Annotated in this window: 20 protein-coding genes; 8 read left to right on the top strand and 12 right to left on the bottom strand. The window is 59.3% G+C overall.

Features of this window, described 5'->3' with window-relative positions:
- Window positions 1-494: 494 nt before the first annotated feature.
- Entirely contained in the window at window positions 495-2582 is a 2088-nt protein-coding gene (locus LB566_RS24555) for a DUF4838 domain-containing protein (RefSeq protein WP_224628111.1), read from the bottom strand.
- A 467-nt stretch (window positions 2583-3049) separates the two neighbouring features.
- Between LB566_RS24555 and LB566_RS24550 the strand changes: the two genes are divergently transcribed.
- From LB566_RS24550 to LB566_RS24530, 5 genes are all read left to right on the top strand, one after another.
- Window positions 3050-3244 carry a hypothetical protein gene (locus tag LB566_RS24550; RefSeq protein WP_140552792.1) on the top strand — a complete coding sequence of 65 codons (195 nt, stop codon included), beginning with the start codon at window positions 3050-3052 and terminating at the stop codon, window positions 3242-3244.
- Window positions 3245-3685: 441 nt separating this feature from the next.
- Window positions 3686-4165, top strand: a complete 480-nt coding sequence (locus tag LB566_RS24545) for a MucR family transcriptional regulator (RefSeq protein WP_411910503.1) — start codon at window positions 3686-3688, stop codon at window positions 4163-4165.
- A gap of 210 nt (window positions 4166-4375) precedes the next feature.
- Window positions 4376-5962 carry an FAD-dependent oxidoreductase gene (locus tag LB566_RS24540; RefSeq protein WP_224628110.1) on the top strand — a complete coding sequence of 529 codons (1587 nt, stop codon included), beginning with the start codon at window positions 4376-4378 and terminating at the stop codon, window positions 5960-5962.
- Between the two features lie 439 nt (window positions 5963-6401).
- Complete coding sequence (locus LB566_RS24535; RefSeq protein ID WP_140552790.1) at window positions 6402-7181, top strand: response regulator transcription factor; 780 nt, start codon at window positions 6402-6404, stop codon at window positions 7179-7181.
- A gap of 133 nt (window positions 7182-7314) precedes the next feature.
- Window positions 7315-8076 carry a Crp/Fnr family transcriptional regulator gene (locus LB566_RS24530; RefSeq protein ID WP_140552789.1) on the top strand — a complete coding sequence of 254 codons (762 nt, stop codon included), beginning with the start codon at window positions 7315-7317 and terminating at the stop codon, window positions 8074-8076.
- Between the two features lie 160 nt (window positions 8077-8236).
- On the opposite strand, the gene LB566_RS24525 is transcribed toward LB566_RS24530, so the two are convergent.
- The 9 genes from LB566_RS24525 to LB566_RS24485 all read right to left on the bottom strand — a co-directional run bounded on the left by LB566_RS24525 (window position 8237) and on the right by LB566_RS24485 (window position 17575).
- On the bottom strand, window positions 8237-9019 hold the full coding sequence (locus LB566_RS24525) for a cysteine hydrolase family protein (protein WP_224628107.1): 783 nt from the start codon (window positions 9017-9019) through the stop codon (window positions 8237-8239).
- A gap of 129 nt (window positions 9020-9148) precedes the next feature.
- Window positions 9149-10333 carry an acyltransferase family protein gene (locus tag LB566_RS24520; RefSeq protein WP_224628105.1) on the bottom strand — a complete coding sequence of 395 codons (1185 nt, stop codon included), beginning with the start codon at window positions 10331-10333 and terminating at the stop codon, window positions 9149-9151.
- 305 nt (window positions 10334-10638) lie between these two features.
- Window positions 10639-11733, bottom strand: coding sequence for a NeuD/PglB/VioB family sugar acetyltransferase (locus LB566_RS24515; RefSeq protein ID WP_224628103.1), 1095 nt, complete (start codon window positions 11731-11733; stop codon window positions 10639-10641).
- A gap of 6 nt (window positions 11734-11739) precedes the next feature.
- Window positions 11740-12672 carry an alpha-ketoacid dehydrogenase subunit beta gene (locus LB566_RS24510; protein WP_140552785.1) on the bottom strand — a complete coding sequence of 311 codons (933 nt, stop codon included), beginning with the start codon at window positions 12670-12672 and terminating at the stop codon, window positions 11740-11742.
- 3 nt (window positions 12673-12675) lie between these two features.
- The gene (locus LB566_RS24505) at window positions 12676-13686 is read right to left on the bottom strand and encodes a thiamine pyrophosphate-dependent dehydrogenase E1 component subunit alpha (protein WP_140552784.1); all 1011 of its coding nucleotides are present in this window, start codon (window positions 13684-13686) and stop codon (window positions 12676-12678) included.
- Window positions 13683-14858: a DegT/DnrJ/EryC1/StrS family aminotransferase gene (locus LB566_RS24500; RefSeq protein WP_224628085.1), complete on the bottom strand. Its 1176-nt coding sequence runs from the start codon at window positions 14856-14858 to the stop codon at window positions 13683-13685. Before LB566_RS24500 ends, LB566_RS24505 begins: the two co-directional genes overlap by 4 nt.
- 22 nt (window positions 14859-14880) lie before the next feature.
- The gene (locus tag LB566_RS24495) at window positions 14881-15558 is read right to left on the bottom strand and encodes a PIG-L deacetylase family protein (RefSeq protein ID WP_140498445.1); all 678 of its coding nucleotides are present in this window, start codon (window positions 15556-15558) and stop codon (window positions 14881-14883) included.
- Complete coding sequence (locus tag LB566_RS24490; RefSeq protein WP_224628083.1) at window positions 15555-16217, bottom strand: sugar transferase; 663 nt, start codon at window positions 16215-16217, stop codon at window positions 15555-15557. Before LB566_RS24490 ends, LB566_RS24495 begins: the two co-directional genes overlap by 4 nt.
- On the bottom strand, window positions 16214-17575 hold the full coding sequence (locus LB566_RS24485; RefSeq protein WP_140552781.1) for a polysaccharide biosynthesis/export family protein: 1362 nt from the start codon (window positions 17573-17575) through the stop codon (window positions 16214-16216). Before LB566_RS24485 ends, LB566_RS24490 begins: the two co-directional genes overlap by 4 nt.
- Window positions 17576-17745: 170 nt before the next feature.
- On the opposite strand from LB566_RS24485, the gene LB566_RS24480 reads away from it, so the two are divergent.
- Window positions 17746-18939: a glycosyltransferase gene (locus LB566_RS24480; RefSeq protein WP_224628081.1), complete on the top strand. Its 1194-nt coding sequence runs from the start codon at window positions 17746-17748 to the stop codon at window positions 18937-18939.
- Window positions 18940-18948: 9 nt separating this feature from the next.
- Window positions 18949-20136: a glycosyltransferase family 4 protein gene (locus tag LB566_RS24475; RefSeq protein ID WP_224628080.1), complete on the top strand. Its 1188-nt coding sequence runs from the start codon at window positions 18949-18951 to the stop codon at window positions 20134-20136.
- 36 nt (window positions 20137-20172) lie between these two features.
- Here the strand turns inward: LB566_RS24475 and LB566_RS24470 are convergent, their stop codons facing one another.
- Window positions 20173-22470, bottom strand: a complete 2298-nt coding sequence (locus LB566_RS24470; protein WP_224628078.1) for a GumC family protein — start codon at window positions 22468-22470, stop codon at window positions 20173-20175.
- A 284-nt stretch (window positions 22471-22754) separates the two neighbouring features.
- Here LB566_RS24470 and LB566_RS24465 point away from each other — a divergent pair, with 284 nt between their 5' ends.
- Window positions 22755-24095, top strand: coding sequence for an O-antigen ligase family protein (locus tag LB566_RS24465; protein ID WP_224628076.1), 1341 nt, complete (start codon window positions 22755-22757; stop codon window positions 24093-24095).
- Window positions 24096-24197: 102 nt separating this feature from the next.
- On the opposite strand, the gene LB566_RS24460 is transcribed toward LB566_RS24465, so the two are convergent.
- The gene (locus LB566_RS24460) at window positions 24198-25652 is read right to left on the bottom strand and encodes a pectate lyase (protein WP_224628074.1); all 1455 of its coding nucleotides are present in this window, start codon (window positions 25650-25652) and stop codon (window positions 24198-24200) included.
- Window positions 25653-25667 lie beyond the last annotated feature (15 nt).

The raw sequence follows: 25667 nt of genomic DNA, 5'->3' as shown, positions 1-25667 counted from the left end.
AAGTACCTGGGCCTAACAATACTCTAGTGCGAGGTTGACGGTTCGCCTTCGAATCGCGAAATGCCCAGGTGGTTCACAACTCCCAAAACAACGGGAGGTGTCAGCCAAACAGGATGAAATTCGGGTTTCGGACCCTAGTCCCCTCGGTCCGATTCACCGGTTCAAGGGCAACGTTAACACAGCTCAAAGCCGCACAGGAAAAATGCAGTCCGGCAAGTCTCGGCCTCACATCTGGAAACCAGAGCCAGGCACCGACTTCCGCGCAGCACGACGTGTCCTCTCCGGCGATTGAGGAAAATTGCGAGGTGATTGTCGCGTCTGTCGCCTGTCTTGACGCAGTCCCCCCGTTCATGGACAGAAGCGCTCCCGCAACTGCACCGAGCACAGTCGGCAGTGCCTGGCACAACGCCGACCACCTCTCCCTAGCTGGCCAGGGCGCGATATCGCGCGGCTTGGCCAGCTAGCTTCCCGCAACGTCCTTCAAAATAGATGGATCATTCCGGATCAAGGTCCGGAGATTGAATCGCAAAGCCCGGCAGGATCCAACTCTGGCTCTCCACCCACGCGCAGTGGTTCATGTTGGATATCCAGATATGCTCATATGAGCGCCGAAATTGCAGCAACGCTTCCAGTTCCGGCTTCCCGCGCTCATAGGTGGATTGCGGATCGCCGAGCGTGAGCTTGCTGGCCGCTCGCGAGCACAGCTTCGCATGCTGCAATCCCAGCTCAAGGAACTTCACCCGCATGGAGGCTTCCGGATCTTGGATTGCGGAGGCGGCCGCCCTGTCAAGCAAGGCTTCCGCCGGCGCGAAACTCTCCTCTGGATAGACAGCGTGCGCCGCCTTTGCCCAGCTTCGCCAACGAGATGCTCCAAGAGCCTCGAACCCGTCCCGCAGCTGGGCGCGAGCGTTCGAAGTATACGCTTGCCAATAATCAAAATAGCTTTTGACGTCGTCGGCCGCAGGTCCGAAGGCTGAATAATATTCCGACAACAATGACTCCACGGCAGTCTCGGGATGTGTCTGCAGGCGCATCAACAAATAGAGATTTGGACCTTGCGTCGCCCAATGGCCTGTCAGCGAGTCAAAGTCGGTTCCGACCATCCCGTTTCGCGCCGCGTTCTGAAACTCGTCGGCGAACTGGCCGGCGAATATGTGGGGCATGCAGTAGCCATCCAGGAAATAGTTGGTGCGCATGAACACCTGGGCAGTCGTTGCCGCCCATCCGCGCCACTGGTCTTTTATCCAGTCCTGCTCTTCACCGTTGCGTGGATAGTACCAGGCCGATGGGCAAAACCCGATCAGGATATTCGGGTTCAACTTGATTCCCGATGTCGGTGCCGCGAAGTAGTTCATATAGGCGTATCCAACCACGACCGCGTTAGGATCGTCTTTGGCGGCTATCCGCTGAATGGCCTGCCATGAACGCGCATAGCGGTCCGATACGAAAGGCTTGCTGGCGATCTTCGACTTCGACGGAATGAACTTTCGATAGTCAGGCGGCTCTGGGCCATCCAGCGCCTTGCATACTTCGCACTCGCATTGCCCTGGGATGTCGTTCTCGACCGCATTGACGAAAGTTGGCTGTCCCGCAGAGGCGCTCCGATGCTCACGCCATTGCGAAACGATCTCTTCTCGCAAGCCCGGATTGGAAATGCACATCGAGAAGCGAGCGCCCAGCCTCACCGGGCCCCGTTTGCCTCTGACCAATTGAAACCATTCGGGATGCTCGGTGCCATACCGCTGCCACCAGTCGACGAAAGCGTGACCGTAGTTCGTGGGTACTCTGCGGCCCATTCGGTGGCGACGCAGGAACGTGGCCTGTGCTTTCATATATTCTTTCGCCGCTGCTGCGGTGAAACCCATTTCGGGATGTTGTTCGCTCGTGAAGCCAGCCCCAGGGCGCACGCGACGCTGCATGAACCGAGGCGTAACGACGTAATCAAGCGCAGGGATCACCAAGGACTGTGCCTTTGGGACAAACGTTCCCAGCTCACCTGGCCATAGCCATCGGACACCGAAATAGCGATCAAGGAGCTCGTACACGCCGAAGAGGGTGCCCGCGGACGTGTTTTGGTCGAGTGCACTGCCGGGATGATCGAGGCCGGCGATGCATAGATGGTTGCCGACGGTTCGGATGATACAGGTTTCACGCGGCAATGCGCCGAAGGTGATTCCGGCCGCCCGGGCGAACCGGGTGTCGCCCAGAAAGATATGGGCGGCGTTACGCAGGCCAGCCGGCGAGACATGGCTTTCAGTTGTGATGGCAGGTTGGATGCCGGTCGCTTTTCCTATGTGCCAGCCGAGTTCCGTGGCGGCGTAGTGGACAGAGCCACTCGGCTGATCCGAAGTAACGAGCGTTACCGCAGGTCTGCCGCCGGCGATAAGCGTTACGCCAGCTGAAGATTGAGTGACCGCTTTGCCAGGGCTGGTAAAGCCAAGCCAGTGTAACAGGCCCAGAACTGTTCCCTGTGCAAACGTCCTTCGCGATAACGGCCCCATGCCAAAGACCTCACTTAGCGCGCCCGTACAAGAATGTAGACCCTTTTTGAGAAGAAGGGGGTTCACAACAATTTGTATCAAGTAAGCTTTGCATGCTTCAGCCGTTGCGTTTCCCCTTACCCGCATGCCGTCTATGGATCGCCATTCTGCAGTTCGGGGCCAAGACGAAGATCAGCGTGTAAGGGTTCTCTTTGTATAATATGTACATACATGCAGAGGTCCCATCTGATTTAACGGATGCAGAGAATTAATCGATATATCCGCGATTTTCCTCGAAAAAAACTATTCATATCCGCGGGATAAGCAATGCCCTCTTTTGGAGGCTTATCATGATCAAACACATTCTTTTGACAGGCTCACTGACCGCTTCAGTGCTTCTTTCATCTGATCGTTTTGCCGATTCCGGGACAAAGGTCGGGTCGGCGGATGCCGGTCGGTCCGGCGCTGTGCGACCGGTTTGCGCGACCCACTGGTGAAGTCCCCACCATCCGGGAACTCTCATGCGCCATGTTCGTTACTGCTCCACATTATGGAGAGACGGGGGTCGGATGGATTTTTCGAAACGTACGGACTGGGAGGCTCTAGCCAGCGCCCTCGACGTCAACATCTATCAGCGTTCGAAGACAGTGTGGATTGCGGCTGGAAAGTACCGCGGCAAAGACATTGAAGTGAAAGGCCGCTCGCCAAGCATCGCACTCGCATTGTGGAAGGAAGCTGCGGGTTATACCGGCTCGGAGTGGTAGAAAGAGTTGCTCCTCAAGCCGCGCCGCTCAGGTCCGAGCGCGCTCGCGCAGCGCAAGGCGCAAGCATCATTCAAGGGGCGACGCGTGGATAATCGTGACTTCGCGCGCGCCATGAAGCTCCTGACACGACAGCCTTAACAAGTCGAGCCGCCGCAGAGAGGCGGCGCTGGATATCGATTTAACAGTCGATGCCGGTACGCGATGTGTGCGCACCGGCATCGGATCACTCAGGTCCTGCCGGCTTGGCTGTGCCGCCTTTGTTGTCGGTTTCGCCGCTGCCATCACGGGATCGGCACTGCCAGGCGGTACCACTTTTGGATGGATCGGCTGCCGCCAAGGGACAATTGACACAAACGGCACCTGGGGATGGCATTGGGGCTACGCAAGGAGCGGGGCATCAGGAGCATTCTCCTGTGACGGTGGGCAGTCCTTCAATGAGCGATGCAGAACGTGCTCCGCGCCTCGGCCACGGAAGGTAATCTTCTTCAGGCAATGAGCGGACTCATGGACTCTGACCCCGCCGACCACATTGAGCTAACCGCTGATATTGTTTCGGCCTATGTCAGGAAGAACCGGACGTCGCCTTCCGACCTGATTGACCTGATCCAGAATGTCGGCCGTGCTTTGCAAAAGCTTGCCGTGGGCGATCACCAGCCTGAACCAAAACCTGTTCCGGCCGTGCCGATCCGCAAGTCGGTGACCCCTGACTTCATCATCAATCTGGAGGACGGACGCCGGATGAAATCGTTGAAGCGGTATCTTACGTCCATCGGCATGACGCCAGCGCAATATCGGCAGAAATGGGGTTTGCCGCCGGATTATCCGATTGTGGCGCCGAATTTAACTGCGTTGCGTTCGGAGGCAGCCAAGAGGATCAGGCTTGGACAACGGAATGCCAGTGGCCGAACTTCCAGAGGTTAACCGAATGGAGCACAGGGCGAGGCTCCGGCAGTCCTCGCGCCGTTGCTCGTATCGTCGCATTTGTTTTCTTCGGACGACAGATTTAACGTGCCTGCCCGATGCCAGCGGGACCAGCAGTCAGATAGGGCTGGGGGGAGGGCGCAAACGGCCACGCTGTTCTCACAAGCGTGCAATTTCTGGTCCCGATCGACGCCATGCCCGATCGACGCCATGATTGAAGATTGCAACGCCTTTCCGCAGGGGATGCGCCTGGAGGCGGACGTGTGCATCGTGGGAGCGGGTGCCGCCGGCCTGGCGATAGCATCACAACTCGAAGGCATGCGGCATCGCATATGCGTCATCGAAAGCGGCGGCATGACGTACGAGCACTGGCGCCAACGGCTGTCGCGCGGGCTGTCCGTGGGTCAACCCTACGAAGCTCTTGACCTTTGCCGCCTTCGTCAGTTCGGCGGAAGCACAGGCAAGGCTGGTTGGGGCGGATGGTGCAAGATGTTGGATCATGGCGATTTCGAGCATCGCCCCTGGATACCCCTGAGTGGGTGGCCCGTCGCCCATAAATCGTTACTACCCCATTATGAGACCGCAGCCCGGCTGCTCGGAATCGACGACCTGCTGACCGATTGGCCGACTTCCGCGGTCCTGCCCGAAAACGGGCCGCTCTTTTCGGAACGCTGCTTTCTTAGTCCCACTCCGGATATCGGAGCAACGCTTCGCAAGAAGCTTCAGGACGCAAAAAACGTGCAGGTCGTGCTGCATGCCACGGCGCTGCGGCTCGACACCGACGACTGCGGAAGGCGGGTTCGCTCCATCGAGGTAGCGAGCACGCCGAACAAACGATTCCAGATTGACGCGCGATTTTTCGTGCTGGCCTGTGGCGGTATCGAAAACGCGCGCCTGCTCCTTGTTTCAAACCGACAGGCGCCGAATGGCATAGGAAACCAGTATGACCTGGTTGGCCGCTATTTCATGGAGCATCCCCGGGTAAAATGGGGAAGCCTGCAAGTCAGCCAACCCGACAAAATGATAGACCTCCACGTGCCCTGGACCCGCAGGACCGGATTGTCGCCTGAAAACCGCGGCACCAATGATGCGTTCGGACTGGCGCTGCGGCCCGAGATACGCGCAAACGAGCGCCTCCTCGATTCCCGCACATGGATCAAGCCTGGACCTTGCGTCAATCACATGGATGGTTCCGAAGCCTTGCAGTATCTTGCCTTCTGGCTGCGGAGAGGCCGCCTGCATCGCGATCTTATCAAATGCGGCCGAACTATCCTGATGCATCCTGCGGGAGCAGTGTCGGCAGGTTTCGAACGGGCATGGCACTCACGTCGGCGTGCAAGGCATTTTCATTTTGATACGATACTCGAACAAGAACCGGATCCGGCAAGCCGCGTCACGCTCGATACAAGGCTCGACGAGTTCAGTCTGCCCCGTGTGAAGCTGCAATGGAATGTGGGGCCTCTCGTCCGACGAACGCTTGAGCGTGTCCAGGCAATCATCACTGAAGAGATGAAGCGGCTGGGGCACAGAAGCGCCATTCATGCAGGCCAGGACGAAAAGGCGGCGGGAGAGCGAGACATCCCTTATCACTGGGTTCGACACCACATGGGCACGACGAGGATGAGCGATGACCCGCGAACCGGCGTGGTCGATAGCTCGTGCCAGGTGCACGGCCTCGCAAATCTGTTCGTCGCCGGCAGCTCGGTCTTCCCGACCGGAGGCAACGACATGCCCACGCTCACCATCGTCGCGCTCGCTATCAGGCTGGGCCAGCACTTGCGGCAAAGCCTCGAGTAAGGCTCGCCTCCATCTTCGCTAAGGCGGCCAATCGACGGGAACGGGCGCTGGCTGCGACGTCTCATGCCGCAGGGTCCGCATATGGAATGTGCCGGCTCCTGAATACAATTTTACGTTTTGCCGAGAAAGTATGCGCGTTCTGAGCGAAGGTCTGACCAACGGCTCACATAGCCACCCTGTTTAGCTCTTTGTCGTAACGATTCTGGGTGACCGCTACTTCCGTAGCTACCCCCTATTGGTAAGCGCATGGACTTCGAAGCCAACTATAATACTGCAACCAGGACTTTTTCACTTTGATTGCTTGGGGAAACCGAAATTTTGGCCGCGCTGTGCGTTTTGTCACACCACCACCTCCGGTCCACAAGCTATTACTAAAGTGTTAAGGTATGGGTTTAAAAGCGAAATCTCCGTTGGGGCGAGATTTGCGCGGGGGTGAGTCATGACAAGTTTTTTGCCTGCGAATGATCGGACGGACAAAACTGATCTTGATCAATATCCATCTATTCTCGACGTCAATCGCCTCTCACCGTCCTCGGGAGAGGGAATCGAGATTGCAATCATCGATGGCCGGCCTTTGATGTGTGACTGCTTCAGCAGAAGCCTCGAAATCATCGAGCCATCATTTCATATCCAGCATTACGCGTCGGTCGAAGCGTTCGACATGGCGGATCCCGAAGAAACGCAGAGAGTTTCGACGGTCCTGATGTGCGTGATGTGGTCGAACTCCCAGGCGGACTACCATCTTTCCCAGATAGGCCATCTGAAGGCGACCAGGCCCGAGGTAGGGGTGGTCATCCTATCAGATATCGAGAACTTCGAGGACATTCTCAAAGTGGTCGAAAACGGCGCGCGTGGCTATATTCCTACCAGCGTCAGGTTGCAGGTGGCCGCCAAGGCGATCCAGCTTGTCGCGGCGGGCGGAACCTTCGTCCCGCCCAGTGTTCTCTTTCATTCAGGGCGCGCTGTCACCGACGGCCAGCCCGCGACCAAGCAGCAGCCGCACGGAGACAACACTTTTACTTCGCGTCAGATGTCTGTCATCGAGGCATTGCGTCGAGGAAAGGCGAACAAGGTCATCGCGTACGAGCTCAACATGTGTGAAAGCACGGTCAAGGTACACATCCGGAATGTGATGAAAAAACTTCGTGCCAGAAACCGTACGGAAGTTGCCTACATACTCAACACAACGCCGTATGAAGGGATTGCCATACGGAATTGAAATATATGGGTGCCGCCTCACTCAACGAATAATGGTTCTTGACGGACCGTTTTAGTAGATGTGATTTGCTTGAGCTTGGGGAGCAGCCGCAACGGAAGCGGCTGCGAACCTTTGCAAGGGGGGCGCGACCAGAATGAAACAACCGCCCGTTCGATATCCAGGCCCGCAGACTGACGGGGAGATCACCTCCGTAGCTGATGCCAACCATATGCACGGGCCGGATTTAAAAAATATCGAGCATTTCAGCAATGTTAAGTCGTCCACCCTGATCGAGATAGACCGCCGCTGTCGTTGGTTGCATCTCAATGAAGGGGATGTACTGGTCCCGGCCGGCGAAAGTGTCGACCGGCTTTTTTTTCTGCTCGAGGGTGAGCTTCGGGCGCTTGTTTATACCCGCAACGGCAAGATCGTTTCGCTCCCCCCCGCGCATCGTGGCTCGCTTGTTAACGGAATTGCCTTGAGCGGCGACATCCAGATGCCATATTCGGTCGAAGCGGCGGGACCATGCACTGTCGCTTCGATCGGCAGTCGTGCCTTTCTGGACATAGTCAAGCAGGATCCTGAAGCCCTGCATGCCGTTGTGCAATTGTTGGTGGAACGTCAGCAGGTGCTTGTCGAGCACATCGTTGAGCTTTCGACGCTCAACGTTCGGTCCCGGGTGCATAAGGAACTCCTGCGCTTATGCGCCGAAGACATCGGAGCCGACGGTTCAGCGAGGATTTCTCCTATCCCGACCCATACGGATCTGGCCCACCGCATTGGCACCCACCGCGAGGCGGTGGCACGCGAACTGAGCTACCTGCAAAACATCGGATTGGTGCTACGCCATGCGAAAGAGCTTTACGTGCCGGATGTGTCCCGCATCGCCGATCTTGTGGCAAAGTCGGACGACTAATCGTAAGCGATGCGTCGGGGCACCTTTCGAGAATGGTCGCGATCTCTGAGATTGCCGGTTTGCATTGGGACCAGACATCGGTTGTGTTTGAGCTTGATCTACGCTGGCCCTGAGCGGCAGCTGCGGTGCTCCGAGGTGAACGATAGGCAGCTTCGCCTGCTCATTCGGCTGGTTCAAGACGCCCGTGAACTCGCTCCGCGACCGACTTCAGGAATTGGTCGGACGTCGATGTCCATCCAAAGAGTATCTGAACGAGCGTGATCGAGGCATCATGATTGCTCCTTGGGGCGTCCCAGGCGATGGGCTCGCTGGTGCAATCCGTCAGCAGTATGCAGCGATAGTCCCTGAAGAAGGCATCCCGAATTGTCGATTCCACACACACGCTGGTCGTGCATCCTGTCACGATGAGGTGTTTGACGCCTGCGGTTTTCAGAACAGAATCGAGTTCGGTTTCATAGAAACCGCTGAATCGCGTTTTATAGAGGACGATATCCCCTGCCTGTGGCTTGAGGTCGTTGACGACATCTGTTCCCCAGGTGTCGCGGATCAGAATCCGGCTCTCGCTGCCATCCGGGGCTGCCATGGTCGCGCCGACCCCGAAGATCTCGAGATGTCGAATACGGTTGGGGGCGTCCGATGTTCCAAGGTCCGAGAGGTCGCGATGATATCCCATCTTCAGGTAGACGATGGGCATGCTAAATTCGCGAGCGGCAGCTATTACGCTGGCAATAGGGCCGACAGCCCGTTGAATCCCGGAGATATCGATTCCGGCTCTGTCGAACATTCCACCGTTGGAGCCGAAGTCATTCTGCATGTCCACGACGAGGACGGCAGCGTCAGCGGGATCGATTGAAATAGGTTGAGGCTTGGCGTCGATGACAAGTGGATCCATTTCGTCCTCCCACCAGCATGAGGTGTCGCTGTTTGCGCCCTTGGTGATCACGATCCCGCGCCTACATCGCGTCACACAAATGCGAGCTACATCCCTGCTTGCAGCCTAAGAACAGTGGCTACGACCAGTCTGCTATCTATCCGCCTCAAAAAAACCGCAGGCCGCCGCGCAACGGCGATCCTACCCCCGCAGCCATGCCGCACGTTTGGCATTTGACGCCAGCCAAAGCCGCATCGCGCTTGGCTGCGAGGCCGAGCGATAGATCTTCTGATGATAGACAAACTCATAGGGCCACAGCTCGAGCGTTCTGTTCGCGAAATGCGTGAGCACCCAGGTGATCGCCGCCGCCACCAAAATGAAGGCACCCATTGATACGGCAACATTCTCCGAAAAGAGATGGGCGCGGGAAAACAGCGAGCGCGTCAGAAAATACGTGTAGGGATGCACCAGATACAGACTGTAGCTCACCGTTCCGAAGTATCGAAGCAGCCGATTGCCAAGGAGTAGTGCCGTTAAGCTGTTCCGCGACACTGCAAGGAAGAAATAAAGCCCCGTCGCGACCATAAGCAAGGGAAGCTCGGCATTTTGGAAATCGGACCAGTGATAGTCGTAATGGCCGCGGCTGGCGAGAAAGACGCAGGCTGCCAACGCCCCACTCTCGGCAAGCCGATGGCGGCCCAGGCTTACCCATTCATATCGGTCATAGGCAAGGCGAATCAGCCCGCCGGCAAGAAAGTACAATGCGATCGGATACCGGGCGACAAAGAGCGCCGCGAGAAGGCCGAGCGCAATTGTGCCGAGCCTGGTCGGGCGACGAACCGTCAGGAAAACGAATGCTGCGGTAAACACATAGAACCAGACCTCGAAGGTCAGGCTCCATGCGTTCGGCGTCAATTGCTCGGTATGGGTTGCAAGGTTCAGGAATGTCAGTCCTGCCAGAACCGCTGTGAGATTGTTGGTTTCGGGATAAAAGTTGGTGGTTGCGTTCAGCACGATGAAAAGCAGGCTTAGTGCGAAAAACAGAGGGTAGAGGCGCAGGAACCGTCGGGCAGCAAACTGAGCGGGACTGTAGCGTATCGCACTGGGCAGGATGACGAAGCCGCTGATGACGAAGAAAAGGCAGACTCCGAAGGTGCCGAAATTCCAGAAGGGCGTAATGCGGTCGACATAGGCCGAATTGGAGGCGTAGACGTGCTCCGCCGTGCCGCCCAGGAGGTGAGCGAAGAAGACCATAAGAGAAGCAATGCCGCGCAACCCATGCGCGGCTACATTGAACGAATTGTCGCCAGCCCGCTTCGCTGACGGTTCGACGGGAAAATGCTGCGGACCCGATGGGTTCTGAGGATGGAGATGTGCAACGGTCATCTGAGCCTCCAAATTGGATCCCGCAGACCATTTCACCGTACACCATCCCAGGTCTCGCAATGCTCGGGAATTCGAAGGACACCCCCGCCCAAAAGTAGTGGGCTGCCGCAGAAAACTCCACCGGATGACTAACAGCCGCATTGCGGGACTGATTTAACGGCGACCGCTGGATCGCAACCGAAGTACGGCTTGGCTGACACCGATCGGAATTGGCGAGCCCTCGGCCGCTGCGACGAGAGCCGCCACGTCGAACCGCCCCGCCATGTCGCTTTCCCAAGCCGGAGATCGCCTTTGGGCGACATGCATTAGCGGAGATGGCGGCGGCCCTGCGCGTCGACGATGGTGTTGTCTGCGACATTGGCGCTGATGTGCGCGCCGTTGTGGATCAGGCACTCGGCACCGATCTGGACGCCCAGGAGCACCGTTGCGCCCATTCCCACGACGGTCATGGCTCCGATGCCCACTCCGCCGGCTAGGATGGCGCCTGGTGTCAGGTGCGCATTGTCCTGAACGAGGCTGTCGTGGCAGACTATAGTCCCTTGATTGACGATGACGTTGTTACCGATCGTACAGCGCGGACCGATGCTCGCGCCGGCCAAAATATGGCAGCCATGTCCAATCCTGGTCGCCTTGGAGACGATCGCGGAAGGATGGATCACAGGCGGCAGAACGAAGCCCATTGCAGTGGCGCGTTCATACATTGCCCGCCTCGCCTGGCTTGACTGGGCGCCTCCGATGCCGATGAAGGCATAGCGCGTGCCCTCGGCAAGCAAGCGCTCCAGGCAGTCTTCCGTGCCGATTACCGAAATACCGCCGCAGACGTGATGGCCGGCGGGCAACGCTTGATCGGTGCAGCCCACGATATCGTATCCGGCACCATCGAGAGCATCGATCAGACAGGCAGCGTGGCCGCCGCCGCCGATGATGACGGCCCGCCTGGAGAAAGCGACAGAACTGGGCTCGCCCGGTTCGGCTCTCTTGGCGCCGGATCGGCGACCGGCAGCAGCGCGCACTTCGGCTTCGCCAATGCGGCCATTGGACGGAATGACGTCCGCAAGGTCGACCCCGAGCTCGGATGCGGCCTTGCGGGCTTTAGCCGTTATCGCGACCTCGCTGGCCCCGACATCGGCCGCGCTGGTTTCCCCGACAAGGGCATTCGAATTTTCGTCGATGATTTTGCAAAGCGTTGCGCCGACAGGAACGAAGTCACCGACCTTGACGTCCAGCAGGCCGACAGTTCCTGTCTCCGGAGCATCAACTTCGACTGCGGCCTTGGTGGTCTCAAGCACGAAAAGAATGGTGCCTTGTTCGACCCTTTCACCTTGTGTGACCCGAATCTCGATGAGCTGGAGATTGTCCTCGTTGGCGTTAACCCGCGGGGCTTCGACAAGCACGGTCATGTACGCTTAGCCTTTCTGGAACAGGTCGATGCAGGCCGCCTGGATGGCGTTCACACCCGGCAGCAGATCGTCCTCCCAGTCGCGGCTTGAGGGAATGGGGTGATCGGGTCCGGTCAATGCGCTGAAGTGCTTGACCCGACCGATCAGCGCGCGCGCACACTCCGACGCGAAGCCCCAGCCGGGAGAGCCTTCCTCCACCGCGACCACACGCGTGCAGTTGCCGACCTGGCTTCGGACATCCTCGCCAGGGAAGGGCGACAGCTGTTCGACGGCCACCACGCTGGTCGCGATTTCCTCTTCTTGCGCGAGTTTCTTTGCGGCCGCGACAGCGTGCTCGACGCAACCCCCATATGTCAGGATCACGACATCTGCATCCGCCGGATGTGGAAGCGCGTCGGGTCCGAGCACGGGCCTGGAATACATCACCTTGTTTTCGATGATCAGGTGAGGGGATCGCGATGCGAAGGCCCGATGCAGAAGCGTACCAGGATCGGCATACTCGTGAGTGGCAAGCACCGTCAGCCCGGGCACGCCGCAAAAATGCTTTTCCAGGCTTTGCGAGTGCGTCGGCCCATAGCCGCGCCGTCCGCCCATGGGAGCGCGGATGATGACGGGGACCTCAACCTGGTCGTTGTACATCCAGCGGAACTTGGCGACGTGGTTGATGATCTGGTCGGCAGCAAGCGCTATGAAGTCTCCGAACATGAGTTCGACGATCACAGGCCGGCCTTTGATGGCCATGCCTGCCGCCATGCCAACAATGCCGCCTTCGCTGATCGGCGTGGTCCAGACACGGTCCTTGTAGGCTGACGAAAGACCCTTGGTGACCTTGAAGGCGCCACCGTAGGGGTCAAGAACATCCTCACCCAAAATCACCAGACGGAGATCGGCTCCCATGAGATCGTGTAGAGCGCGATTGATCGATTCGACGACACGCATGGATCAGCCCCGCGCCAAGGCGGCCACGGCGGCGGATTCGACCGCGCGGTCCACGACATTCAGGCAGTAGGCGTCGATCTCATCGGCGTTCGCAACGCGCTGGCGCATCGGAGGTATGGGATCTCTGGCTCGAGCTTGCTCAAGACGCTCAGCCGGCCTTGTATCATCTCCCTTGCTGTGCGGGCCGATCCGTTCGGTTCGCAAGTAGAGCCAGCAAGGGCGGGATTCGGCGCGTACATAGCCTATGGCTTCTTGGGCGAGCTCATATATCGCGATCGGATCGTTGCCATCATAGGCGAACGTGCGGACGCCGAACGGCTCGGCCCTGGCGACGATCGAACCGGAGACGGTCAGATGCTTGGGCGTCGTCTGGGCGATCTCGTTGTCCTCGATCACAAAGACCACCGGGGCGGCGAAAACAGACGCAAGGTTCAGGCTCTCGTATACGGCTCCCTCGCCCATCGTGCCGTCGCCGAGGAACACCACTGCGACGGCGCCCTCGTCCTTTCGCGCCAGCGCGCTGCCAACCGCGACGGGCGCGATGCCCCCTTGGATGCCATTGGAGTGGAAGTTGCGGAAGCACAGGTGCTGGCTGCCGCCGCGTCCGCCGCAAATGCCGGTTACACGCCCCATGATCTCCGCTATCAGGCCTTCGACTTCACCCGAATAGGCAATGAAATGACCGTGGCAGCGGTGGTTGCTCCAGACAATGTCGCGGTCCCGGTCAAGAGCGTTTATCACGCCAACCGCATTGGCTTCCTGTCCAATGGACGTGTGCGTCGTGCCGAACAGCAGACCTTGGGAAAAAAGATCGAGCAAGCGCTCCTCCACGAGCCGGATGAGCATCATCTGCTGATAAAATCGAACCGCGGCCGGCAGTTCGAATCCGAGCAGACTGCGTTCTGTACGGGCAAGGGTGAGGTTCCGCGCTGCTGACGACGTCACTATCTGCAGCTCTGCCAGAGAAGACGCTAGAACGTTTTCATCCTTTCTGATGGCGCGTTCCTTTGTCATGCTGCCTCGAGCTGGCGCGAAGCCGTAACAAGGATTGACCGCGCCGTCGACGCGGCAGCCATGGTCTCCTCGGTCGTCCAGGACGGGTCGACCAGAAAAGCCATACTCGTTTCACCGAGCTGCCGTGCGACCGGCAGACGTTCGGGCGGCGCTACCCCGGCGTCCGCGAAGGCATGTTCGAGATAGATCTCCGAGCAGCTTCCCGAGAAGCACGGGACGCCGGCCGCATTGATGGCCGCGATCAACTCGTCGCGCGACCATCCGGGAGACAGCAGCTCGGGCTTGATGTAGAAATAGCATCGGTACCAGGCATGCTTATGCTCCGAACCGAGCTGGGGCGCGCGCAGCATCGGCAATTCAGCAAGCGCCTTTATCCAGATGTTGGCATTTCGCTCGCGTTGGCGAGTCCAATCGGGCAGGCGTTCGAGCTGCCGCATGCCAAGCACTGCCTGGATTGATGTCATGCGCCAGTTGGTGCCGATGCTGTCATGCAGCCAGCGAAACCCTGTCGCCCTATGGGGGGCAAAGACCAGATCGTAGTTCTTGCCGTGGTCCTTGAGGCTCCAGGCAGCGAGCCACAATTTCTTGTCGTCCATTGCGACAAGTCCACCTTCGCCGCCCGTCGTGATGATCTTGTCCTGGCAGAACGAGAACGCCGCTATGTCGCCGAAGGAGCCAATCGGTCGTCCGTTGTATTCGGCTCCATGCGCCTGGGCACAATCTTCGATGACTTTTATGCCGCTGCGCTTTGCGAGTTCCATGATCGGCGCCATATCGCACGGCCAGCCGGCAATATGCACGACGATCACTGCCTTTGTTCGAGCCGTTATCTTCGGCGCAATCGTCTCGGCGGAAAGGTTGCCAGAACTCGGGTCGACATCCGCGAAGACAGGCGTGGCGCCGGCAAACATGACGCAGGCGGCGGAGGCGACGAAACTGCGGGGCGTGACGATCACCTCGTCGCCGGCGCCGATGTGGAGGATCTTCATCGCAAGATCCAGCGCGAGCGAGCCGTTGGCCAGCGCCACCGCGTGACGTCGGCCGAGGCTGCGCGCATAGGCGCGTTCGAAGGTCTTCACATGGTCGCCGGTCCAGGCGTTCACCTGGCCGGATCGCAAAACCTCTACCACATCGGTTATTTGTTCTTCGTCGTAGATTGGCCAGCGTTTCATCGCAGAATACTCCAGCTAGGATTCAAATGACGTTTCGCAGAAGGACAAAGGCCTCGGCAGCCCTCAGATGGGCGGCGGTGCCCCTGACGATCGCAAGCGCCCGCAAGGTTTCGATCGAACGCTCGTGCGGGAAATCTCTGATCTGTGAGGCGAACATCGACGCAGCTTCGAGTTTGCGGTCCAGCGTCGATGCGATGTCTATGAAGACGTTCGGCACGAAGCTCGGCGTCACATAGGGCGCATTCCAGTTCGTTTCGGAGACGGTCTCATAAGCCATGATCGTCCGCGGATATTGAGATTGGGTCGGGCGAGCGGCTACCAGCGATGACAGGAAGATCAACTGGTGGTCCATGTGCACATCACCGACGAAGGGGATGAGCAACGTATCCGGCACGACATCCCGCAACAGGGTCAGCAGCGCCCTGTTGAGCGTCGCGTGCGGCGTTTCGGCGATCTGCGCTGCCGGCAGATCAAGCCAATGCGTCTGTTGCACGCCCAAACAGGCATGCGCCGCCTTGGCCTCGCTGCGAACCCGCTCCGTCATCTCCTCTGTGAAGGCGGGCGGGCTGCCTCGCGTAACCACTGCGACATGAACTTCTGCGCCTTGCGCAGCCATCCGGGCTATCGTGCCGCCACACCCCAGGACCTCATCATCAGGATGCGGTGCGATCACCAGAAGTCGACCGAGTGCTGGGTTCATGGCCGGACCGTCCCGGCAGGCATAGCCTTCAAAGCATGGTCGACATGGCGGCGATCGACGCGTTCGCCCAACAGTGCCACTTGGACAGTCAGAACCAGTATGTGCAGATCGAGCCACAGGCTGCGGTTGCGCACATACCAGAGGTCGAGCGCCAGTTTTTCGCTGTTGGTGAGGCGGGTATTGCCGTTCACCTGTGCCCATCCAGACAGGCCGGGGCGGACCATGCCGCGAATACGCCCAAGCTCGCCGAATTCGGCGATGGTGGCCGGGAGCAACGGACGGGGCCCCATGAAGGCCATGTCCCCCCTGGCTATCGAGAGAAGCTGCGGCAGCTCATCGATACGGACGGAGCGCATCAGCCGCGTGGCCGGCGTCTCACGCAAGGCGTCGGGGAGCAGCATGCCGTTCCCGTCTCGCCCCTCGTGCATCGTACGAAACTTGCAGATCACGAACGGGCGACCTTCCAGCCCGCTGCGAGACTGGCGGAAAAACAGCGGACGGCCAATGTTCGCCCAGACAAGGACAGCAGCCACCAGCCATAGCGGCAGGCTGAGAACCAAAAGAACCACCGCGGCGATACGGCTTGGTATGGCCCGGCCAGGCGGAACGCGCGCAGTCCAGCCGCCGGAACGTGCTGTCGGGGTGCTGAGGCCGATCATTGCGACGGTCCGACCTGGACGGAAGAGGTCGTCGCCAAGGTAGTGGCTGAACGGCTTGTCGCGTCCTGGGCGCTGTCCAGGCGGTTTATTGACACCAGGATCGTATCTCCGGCCGCAACCGGATCGTCGAGGGTCGCCACCTTTGTGGCGGTCTGGCCATTTACCTTGCGGCGGATCTGGTAGGTGAACGTGATGGAGTTGTTGCTGCGTGTCTGCTCCGCGGCCAGTGAGCTCAACAGCAGGATCTGTTCCTCGGTCGATTCTCGAACCGCGATCAGGCGTTCGATTTCAGAGTTGTGGGCCTGGAGATCCGTCAGCGCCGTGTGTGTCCAGGTCTGGGTGGCGTCATCCAGGTCGCGCTGCAACTGGCTCAATTCGCGGCGCACCGTCGATGCCTGATTGTAGATCTCAAGCAGATGAGATTGCTGCGTGGTCGCTTCGCGCTCGGCGTTCGAGAGGTCTGTGATTGTGACGAGACCTTTCTTGTTGAGGCCCCTGATGCGGTCGAGATCCGCCTGTGCCGAAGCGATCACCGTCTTTTGTATGTCCGAAAGCTGTTGAACATTGGCGAGGGCAACATTCACTTCTTCGATCCCCGCAGAGAGCTGCTTGCGACGTGTGGTCAGCGCTTGTTGATCTGCTTCAAGGATGCGCTGCTCGGTAGGAAGCAGCGTCGCGAGCAGGTTGGCATTCATCAGGCCCTTGATCTTGGCTGGCAGATCCAGTTCCGAGATCTTGTCGCTGTTTGCCAACTGGGCCTTGATGCGCGCAGCGGCGACCGCCTCCTTGGCGATCTCCACCACGCTTTCATCAAGAGCTCCGCGCAACCGGGCGCGTGTTACGACGCGATCCTCCGCCGTGGCTCCCCCGGTCGACTGGCCGCCCGCAAGCGCCACCGCCTGCTCCACATTCAGTGCCGGCTGGTAAGGAAATGAGCCCGGCGCCTTGACATCCCCAAGGACGAAGATCGGGCGGAAGCTCACCACCGCAAGGGCTATATGCGGGTCATTGAAGAGTTCACGCGCGATGAATGCTTTACGGATCCGACTCAAGGCGTCGGGTACCGTCAGGCCGCCGACTTCAAAGCTGCCGATCAGCGGAATGTTGATCGCGCCATCGCTGGCGACCGTGAGTTGTTCGGCAGGAAGCGCGTCGTCGATGAAGTCAAACGACACCACATCGCCGACCGAAAGCTTGTAATCATCGTCCGCCGCGGCCCAGGCATCAAGCTGGGAAATCAGAATCGCTGCAACCGCAAGGATCGCAATACCGGCGGATCCCAGTGCTTTCGCAAGGAATGTACTGGTCCATGCGCCTGTCGATCGCCTGCTCCGCGCCGCATTGCAATAAGATGCCATGGAAGCCCACCATAGAATTTTCCTGCAAAGACCCTAGCGACACCTGCGCGAGGACAATGAGTCATACCTTTGGTGGAGCGGTGACAACCTTCGGTCTGGTTCCCACCTAATTTGGCTAACTGGATGTCGGCTGCAACCAACGTATGGTGCGGCTGGATACTGTCGGATGATTGAATGCTTCCTCAGGGCGGAGCGTTGCAGACAGCTGGGAAGCTTGCGTGCACACAAGTGTTCTTCACACCATTACCAGTCTCGACGTCGGCGGCGCTCAGGTCATGCTTGCCCGTTTTCTTGGCCAGGTCGACCAAAATCGCTTCTCGACTTCAGTTCTGTCCCTGCTTTCACCCGGTCCGGTGGCTGCAAACGTAGAATATTCAAGATCGGGGCTCGTTTCGCTCGGCATGACGGAACGGCCGCGACCGCGCGATGTCGTTCGGCTGACGCGGTCGATAAGACGGGCGGCGCCCGATCTTCTTCACGGATGGATGTATCACGGCAACGTCGCGGCAACGCTCGGCTCGATGCTGGGGCTCAATTTCTCGCCGGTCATCTGGAGCATCCATCACACGGTTCGAGATCTCGCCGACGAGAAACCGTTGACGCGTCAATTGATACGGCTCTCGGCCCGCCTGTCGAGGCGCACCAGCGCGATCTCATATTGCTCGCGCGTCGCCGCCGATGATCACGAACGCCTGGGCTTTGATCCGCGCCGGAGGGCGGTTATCCCGAACGGGACGGATTGCGATCAATTTTCCCCCTCGGCCCACGCCGGTGCGAAACTGCGCCGCCTGTTCGGCTTGCCGCCCGGACGGCTGATGATCGGCCATGTGGCACGCTTCCATCCCATGAAGGACCAGGTTAGCCTGGTTCGCGCCATCAGCCGGCTCCTGGAGCAGGGATACGACGTTCAGGGCATATTTATCGGGGAGGGACATGCCGACGGCCCGGTGCGGCGCACCGCCCGTGAGCTCGGCATAGACGACCGCATTACCACGCCGGGCATCCGCGCTGACATCGCCGACCTCATGCCGGGCTTCGATGTCTACGCGCTTTGCTCGGCCTGGGGCGAGGCATTTTCCCTTGCCGTAGGCGAGGCGATGGCCAGCGGCGTGCCGGCGGTTGTTACCGCGGTCGGCGACTCTGGCTGGCTGGTCGGCGACAGCGGCGTGGTCGTTCCACCGGGAGACAGTGAAGCACTGGCCGCCGGATTGATCAGGCTTGTCAGCCTTGAACCGGCCGAGCGCCGCGCCCTGGGTCAACAAGCGCGTCGTCGCATCATGGAGAACTTCTCGCTTTCCCTTTACGTCGGCCGGCACCTGGAACTCTACGAAGCAGCTCTAGGGCGTCGTCGCCATATCCGATAGGAGCGGCTGATGGTTGCTGTGCACATGAATGGTCGAGACTCTCCTCGCGCTCCTATGGACTATGCGATGCGCCGCAAGCGCATCGTCGTCATTGCGAGCCTGACGCGTTCGCTTGTCAACTTTCGTCTCGAATTGTTGAAGGCCATGGTCGCTGCCGGGCATGATGTCATTGCGCTCGCCCCCGATGAAGATGAGCGGGCGATCGCCGGGCTCAAGGCAATTGGCGTGACCTTCCGACAGATTCCGATGGCCAGGACGGGTACCAGTCCGCTGGCCGATTTGCGAACGCTCAAGGCGCTTTACAAGCTCATCCGCGGCTTGGCGCCCGAAATCGTCCTGGCGTATACGATGAAGCCGATCATCTATGGTGGATTGGCTGCCCGCCTTGCCCGTGTACCGCGCCGGTTTGCGCTCTTTACAGGCTTCGGCTTCATATTCAGCGGCAGCATGACGGGACTGCGCGCAACTGTCTTGCGCCGGTTGAGTATTGGTCTCTACCGCTCGGCTCTGGTCGGCTGCGAAGCAGTTTTCGCTTACAATGACGCCGACGCTTCCGACATCCGGCGCCATGGGATGGTTTCTGCGACGACGCCGGTGATCATGATCCCGGGTTCAGGAGTGGACCTGACGCTGTTTGCCGCAAGCCGCCCACCTTCAGGGCCACCCGTCTTCCTTCTGATCGCTCGCTTGCTTCGCGAAAAGGGAATTGCCGAGTTTGCTGCCGCCGCGCGTATCCTGAAGACCAAGTACCGCGCTGCACGCTTTCAGATTCTCGGGCCCTTCGATCCCAGTCCCCTCTCCATCTCGAAAGCCGAAATGGACCAGTGGACCAAGGAAGGTGCCGTCGAATATCTCGGCGAAACACACGACGTCGGTCCCTATTTGACCGCGTCCACCGTGTTCGTGTTGCCGTCCTATTACAGGGAGGGCATTCCTCGCAGCGCGCTGGAAGCCTTGTCGACCGGCCGGCCGATAATCACGACCAACGCCCCTGGCTGTCAAGAAACGGTGATCGAGGGCGAGAACGGTTTCCGGGTGGAGCCGCGAGACGTGGAAGCTCTCGCCTCGGCGCAGCGGGCTTTTCTCGACGATGAGGAACTCGCCGCAAAAATGGGTGCCAACTCAAGAAAGCTCGCGGAAGACCGGTTCGATGTTCACAAGGTGAACCAAACCCTGCTCGAGGCGATGGGAATATAGTCGGCCGCGCCCGATCGGCCGCGCGGCCGATGGCGGTCAAGCGGGAAAATAACGACGAATCTGCTGCCGTTTCAAATAGGCTTTCCGCAGGGCACCACGGGCCTGTCGGAAGGGGTCGACGCGGTTGAACACCCAGCCGATCGACGGGCCGCCAGCGAACCGCAGGCGCTCGACAACCTGGGCGAGAGCCTCTTGCGTGGTGTTGTCGCACGCGGCCACGACCACGACAGTGTCCACCGAGGCGGCAATCCTGATAGCGTCTTCGACGACGAGCACAGGCGGCGCGTCGATGATCACCACGTCGTATTCCAGCCGGAACGCCTCCAGCAATTTCGCGAATTGGCTGGAATTGAGGAATTCAGGCAAGGTCTGGTCGTCGGCAGATGGCGCCAGCACATCCAGTCGCGGAACTTCAGGAAGCGTCTGAACGATCTCCGCCAGGGTGCAACCACCATGTAGGTAGTCGTTGAGTGTCTTGTCGGCGGGCCCAAACTCCATGGCGCTATGGATGCTGCGGGTTCGCAAATCCAGATCGATCAGCGCTGTCAGGGCGCCGTCCATTCCAGCTGCCACGGCGAGGCCCATGGCCGTCGTTGTTTTGCCTTCCTGCGGTAGTCCTGAGCTGACCAGGATCACCTGTTTGCTCCGGCCACCGTTCATCCGGGTGCAGGCCATGTACAGCGACCGGAAGGCATCGGAGAAGGCCGACCGCGGTTGCGACAACAAGGTTTCAAGAGGGGGCGTGGCGCGTTGCAGGAACTTCTTGGGCAGTTGCGGAATCGATGCCAGCAGTGGCGCACGGATAAGCTTCGATACCCGTTGTGACTCGCGTATTCTCACATCCATGCTTTCAAGCGTCAGCACAAGGATCAGGGCTAGGATCAGCGACGCGGCGAAACCGCCCGCCGTCATCAAACGAAGTTTGGGAAAGGAAGGGCTCGTCGGAATCTCGGCGGCGGAAACCGTCCGCACGCCGGGCTCGACCGCCTCGGAAAACGGATCGAGGCTGCCAAGTCTGCCTGACACGAGGTCGTAGAGCTTCTGCTCGGTCGACAATTGGTTGTTCAGTTCCCGGAGCTTCGCTTCCGCCAGGCTCCTTTGCCGCAGTTGCTCGTTGGACTCCTCCAAAGTCTTCGCGAGTTGGTTGACCCTGCCTTCGTTGACGCGGACGTCATTTTCCAGGATTGCGATCGTACGCAGCATCTCTTGAGAGATCATCGTGCGGACGGCCGCTACTTTTGCATCCGCCTCCTGGACCAAGGGATGATTGCGCCCGTAATTGCTGGCCAGTTGCGCGCGGTCCCTCATCGCCGTCGCTTCGTCGTTGCGCAGGGACGTCAGGAAGTCCGATGAGAGCAGGGGATCGACGTTGGCGCCCGCGTCGCCGCTCTTGGCTGCCAGCCTCACCTGGGCGAGGCGCGCCTGCGCTTGCGTGTATTCACCTCTGGCGGTGCTGAGCTGCTCGTTGCTTTGCTGGATCGAGGCGCGCAGCAGATCATCGCGCGGATCGCTGGACACGCCGTGTTCTGCCGCATACTTGGCGATCTGGCCTTCTATGGCGGCTATCCGTGACGCAAGCTCCGTCGATTGCTGCCTCAGAAAGCTGACGGCGTCCTTGATGTCCTGCCGCTTGTTGTCCCGGGACCATTCCACGAACAGTTTGGCCGTCGCATTGGCTATCAGGGCCGCCCTCGACGCGTCGTCATTGAAAAAGGAGATCGTCATCGCCGAGCTCTCTCCGGACCGGTCAACCGAAACGCTCGACAGATACGATGAAATCGCCCGATCTTGCTGAACCCCCTTCGATGGCAGCGACGCGGCATCCTGCGGGTCGGCGCCGGCGACAAGGTTCCATAGTGCTCGCGGTATCGAGACGATCAAGCCGACGGTCTGTGACAGCAGTCCAGGGCCCGAATCCGAAGGGGAAGCTCGGCTCGCGGCTGGTTTCAGATAGGTGTTGAAGTCCGGGTCCTTGATGAGGTCCAGTCTGTCGACGACCAGGCTGGCAAAGACACGAGAAGTGATCAGATCCGCCTCGGTGTCCATTCGCGACTTGTCAGGCTGTTGATTAGGCTGCGCTTGTGCGGTGTCGAGAGGATTGGGATCGTCGGATTCGACAACGATCATCGAACGAGCGGTATACGTCTTGGGAAGTTCCATGGCCGCGATGAGCGCGAGAGCGGTGCCGGTAGTCACGACCGCAAGGATCAAGGGGAGGCGCCTTCGGAAAAGCGTGTAGAGTTCGCGCGGGCCGAAAGTGCGTTCCTTCGACGGCTCGATCGGCTCTTGAAGGAATGGTTCCAGACGGCTCCACACGCTGTTGTCGTCTATCAAGCTCACAGATCCCGCCCCTTTTTTTGTTCTGTCTTCGACTGGTCTAATCCGGCCCTGCCACATCGGACCTGGAGGCAACTCAGCATCGAATTCGCGACTTACCGCGACGACAGTTTTAACATGGTTGTGCGGCCGCAATCGCGCTCAAGAGGCTTAGCCGCAAAGGCAACATCATCCAAAAGGATAACGTAACCGGCCCGGGCCCTATCTTGGCAGATAGGCTGAACTGCAGGCCCAATGAGGGCTGGCGAAAAGGACTCTCAAAACAGATTTCAGGAGTGAGGATGAACTACGCCAGGGCTCCTCGCCATTATTGGACAAGGCCCGGCCCCAAACCGGCCGTCACATCGTTGCCAGAGGTAGCCGAGAGACTCGGGCTTTGGTTCGCCGTGGCGTCCGTCTTTCTCACGCCCTTCAATATTCTTCGTTTTGATGCATTCTACTTTACCATCAGCGACGGCTTCGCTCTCGCGGCCGTATTTGCAGCCATGCTCGGGAAATCCTTTTCGATCTCTCCCTTGGGGGCGGGGACGTTTCTATGGAACATCGGCATCACCCTACTATGCGGGATGCTGCTGCTAAGCAGTCTGATCCACGGAGATCCGCAGCGAGGCTTCATCATCTCGGCGCAATATCTGTACGCTTACTTTCTCCTGGCCTTCATGATCGTGTCGAGGCCCTGGGCCGAAATCGTTCTCTTGATGAAATCATTTCTTTGCTCGATCGCAGTGATGTGTCTGCAGGGGATAGTGATAATCGACATCCTCAAGCAACGCGGCACCGTCTTTGTCAGCGGCAATGGTCGTTTCCAGGGTTGGGTGGAACGCGAGAATGAATGCGCAACGCTGATAGCGCTCTCTGTCCCGCTAATGTTGTGGCTGGTGGCGTCAGGCTGCATAAGGCCTCGCTGGCTTTGGGTCGGACTGCCGCTTTTTGGTTATGGCATTATTTTGACAGGATCCAATACCGGCCTGATCGGCCTCGTCTTTGCGGTCACCATCTTCGTGGTCGCGACGGGCTCTTGGCGCCGCATCATTTCTTTAGCTGTGACCTCGATCGCCACATTCTTCATTGCCGTTACCTGGGGCCGCGATTTCTTGCCCGAGGTCTTCCAACGCCGCGTGCTGAATGCGCTGCAGAATGGTGACCTCGATGAGGCCGGCACGTTTGCGGACCGTATGCGGCTCATTCATGAGGCCATTGGCAAAGCGGACAATAATTCGCTGCTCGGCATCGGTGCCGACCAGTATCGGCAGGTCAGCGAATTGCACGCCCCGGTCCACAACGCCTATCTCCTCATATGGGTCGAGGCAGGGCTGCCCGGATTCGTCGGTTTTCTGCTCCTGCTCGTGGCAGGCATCACCATCGCCATCCTTGCCGCTCGTAACCGTGAAGGCAGGGCATCTGCCATTTGCACGGCGACGACCGTTCTCCTCTTCGCGGCGCTGGCCAATGCGCTGCCCCATATCTACGGTCGTTTTTTTGTCGTGCCTCTGCTGCTTGGAATGGCGCCCAGTGTTGCGATTTTGCGCGATGGCCCAGCTCCAAGAACGGTCGCGCGCTTTCTTCGCGGTGCTCGCTCCAAGTACGGTCGTTCGCGACCTTTCCCACGCAGGCCGATCTAAGGCCCACCAGCCGAGCTTTCCAGCTTCTACGAAGGCTAAATCGGCGCACCGGAAGATCTTGGTCAGGATCTCCCCATGGCAAGAGCGAGCGATATGCAGAAACTATTTCGCCGGCTCCGATGCTGGCGCGGAGATGAAACGAGCGAGGGCGAACACGCCCTCGACGAAGTCTTCTCCCTCGATAAACCGGCCCTCAACCCAACGTCCCTGGGTATCCTGACTGTCGACGAGCTGACGCACCTTCGAATTCAGTTCGCCAGCGCTCAACTCATCCGCGGCACTGATCCACAGTCGTTGACGTGAAACTCTCTGCCCCCGCTTTGCAACCTCGAGCCGAGCGAACACCGGCTCGATCTCTGCACCGGTTTTCATGCCGTAGTGTTTCAGGAGGTCCATGTCGTCGAAGGTCACTTGGCCGCCCTGATCGATGTAAAGCGGCCGGTTGGTGTTGAGTTCGTAGAAACGTGCCCAACTGCCGTCGGGCAGGCGCGCTGCCTGTAGCCAGGTGGCAGCAGACGTCGCCGCGTGCAGCAACCTCGCATCCCCGTTTTGCTCGTTCAACTCGATCAGGTAATCGATATTGCCGGCGGTTTCGCGCGAGACGACCGCTGGCGGCTCAAACCTGCGCCCCCAAACCGGCTGCATGGAACGATCGTAACCCTGAGCCCAGCCCTGTTGTGGCGCGGGCAGCTGGGCTGCAAGGAGAAAATCACCGACCCTCTCCGCCGTCTTGAGATATGCGGGATCATGATATGTGCGGTACGCGTTGAGAAAGAGACGACCCATATCGCGGGGAAGATTGTCGTTGATGATGAAATAGGGCGGACGATCAGGCTTCTGCCACTCGTGGGACCAACTGGCCGGAATACTCGCCTTGGCCGCAGCCTTTACATCCGCCCCAGGCGCAACTCCCTTGAAGAAGACTGGGAAGGCCCCATTCGCGTATTGCACCCGCATCAATCGATGAAGCGCCCTGTCGATGCAGGAACGGACGTCCGGATCCGAACCGCCGCTCGCCAGGTCGAACCACATCAGAAAATTCAGCACGCTCTGTGTGTTGTTGTCATCGAGGACAGTCTCGTTGCGTTGCGGATTGTCCTTGATATCGCGACAGGTATTCCTGCCCAGCTTCAGTGCGTGGTAGCACCATGTCGCCGCCTTTTGCGGGTCGGTCTCGATCTTGTAAAACCATCCGCCGGACTCCAGCTGAGTCTTGACGAGAGCGGTTGCCACGACCTGGGCAGACTGAAGCCATTGCTTGTCGCCGGTAACCTCGAAGATACGCAGGAACGCAGCGCCGACGGCCGGCGTACCAGGCGGCTGCACCCAGCCAACGCTCGCGGGCACGGTACCGCCTTCGCCCACCCTCTTTTGGCCGTCGAGGGAATATTTCCATACATAAGTTCCCGCTACACCGAGATGATCGCGGAAATAGGCCCCCGCAAGCTCGACCGCCTCCCGTGCCTCGGCCACTGTCGGCTGAGGTTGAGGCGCCCCGGCCAGTGCAGTACCGCACGACAGCGCGACAAACAGAGCCGAGGCAATATGCCTTAGCACGGCAGCGCTCCCGCT

The sequence above is a fragment of the Mesorhizobium sp. CA13 genome, from assembly GCF_020165235.1.
In the GTDB taxonomy this organism is placed as follows: Bacteria; Pseudomonadota; Alphaproteobacteria; order Rhizobiales; family Rhizobiaceae; genus Mesorhizobium.
This window is presented reverse-complemented; position numbering and strand designations above follow the sequence as displayed.

Coding starts and splice junctions, on each gene's coding strand:
- LB566_RS24530 (WP_140552789.1), top strand. CDS start 7,315: ATGAAACAACCGCCCGTTCGATATCCAGGCCCGCAGACTGACGGGGAG.
- LB566_RS24515 (WP_224628103.1), bottom strand. CDS start 11,733: ATGACCGTGCTTGTCGAAGCCCCGCGGGTTAACGCCAACGAGGACAAT.
- LB566_RS24535 (WP_140552790.1), top strand. CDS start 6,402: ATGACAAGTTTTTTGCCTGCGAATGATCGGACGGACAAAACTGATCTT.
- LB566_RS24475 (WP_224628080.1), top strand. CDS start 18,949: ATGGTTGCTGTGCACATGAATGGTCGAGACTCTCCTCGCGCTCCTATG.
- LB566_RS24485 (WP_140552781.1), bottom strand. CDS start 17,575: ATGGCATCTTATTGCAATGCGGCGCGGAGCAGGCGATCGACAGGCGCA.
- LB566_RS24490 (WP_224628083.1), bottom strand. CDS start 16,217: ATGATCGGCCTCAGCACCCCGACAGCACGTTCCGGCGGCTGGACTGCG.
- LB566_RS24520 (WP_224628105.1), bottom strand. CDS start 10,333: ATGACCGTTGCACATCTCCATCCTCAGAACCCATCGGGTCCGCAGCAT.
- LB566_RS24495 (WP_140498445.1), bottom strand. CDS start 15,558: ATGAACCCAGCACTCGGTCGACTTCTGGTGATCGCACCGCATCCTGAT.
- LB566_RS24550 (WP_140552792.1), top strand. CDS start 3,050: ATGGATTTTTCGAAACGTACGGACTGGGAGGCTCTAGCCAGCGCCCTC.
- LB566_RS24500 (WP_224628085.1), bottom strand. CDS start 14,858: ATGAAACGCTGGCCAATCTACGACGAAGAACAAATAACCGATGTGGTA.
- LB566_RS24510 (WP_140552785.1), bottom strand. CDS start 12,672: ATGCGTGTCGTCGAATCGATCAATCGCGCTCTACACGATCTCATGGGA.
- LB566_RS24465 (WP_224628076.1), top strand. CDS start 22,755: ATGAACTACGCCAGGGCTCCTCGCCATTATTGGACAAGGCCCGGCCCC.
- LB566_RS24505 (WP_140552784.1), bottom strand. CDS start 13,686: ATGACAAAGGAACGCGCCATCAGAAAGGATGAAAACGTTCTAGCGTCT.
- LB566_RS24540 (WP_224628110.1), top strand. CDS start 4,376: ATGATTGAAGATTGCAACGCCTTTCCGCAGGGGATGCGCCTGGAGGCG.
- LB566_RS24545 (WP_411910503.1), top strand. CDS start 3,686: ATGCAGAACGTGCTCCGCGCCTCGGCCACGGAAGGTAATCTTCTTCAG.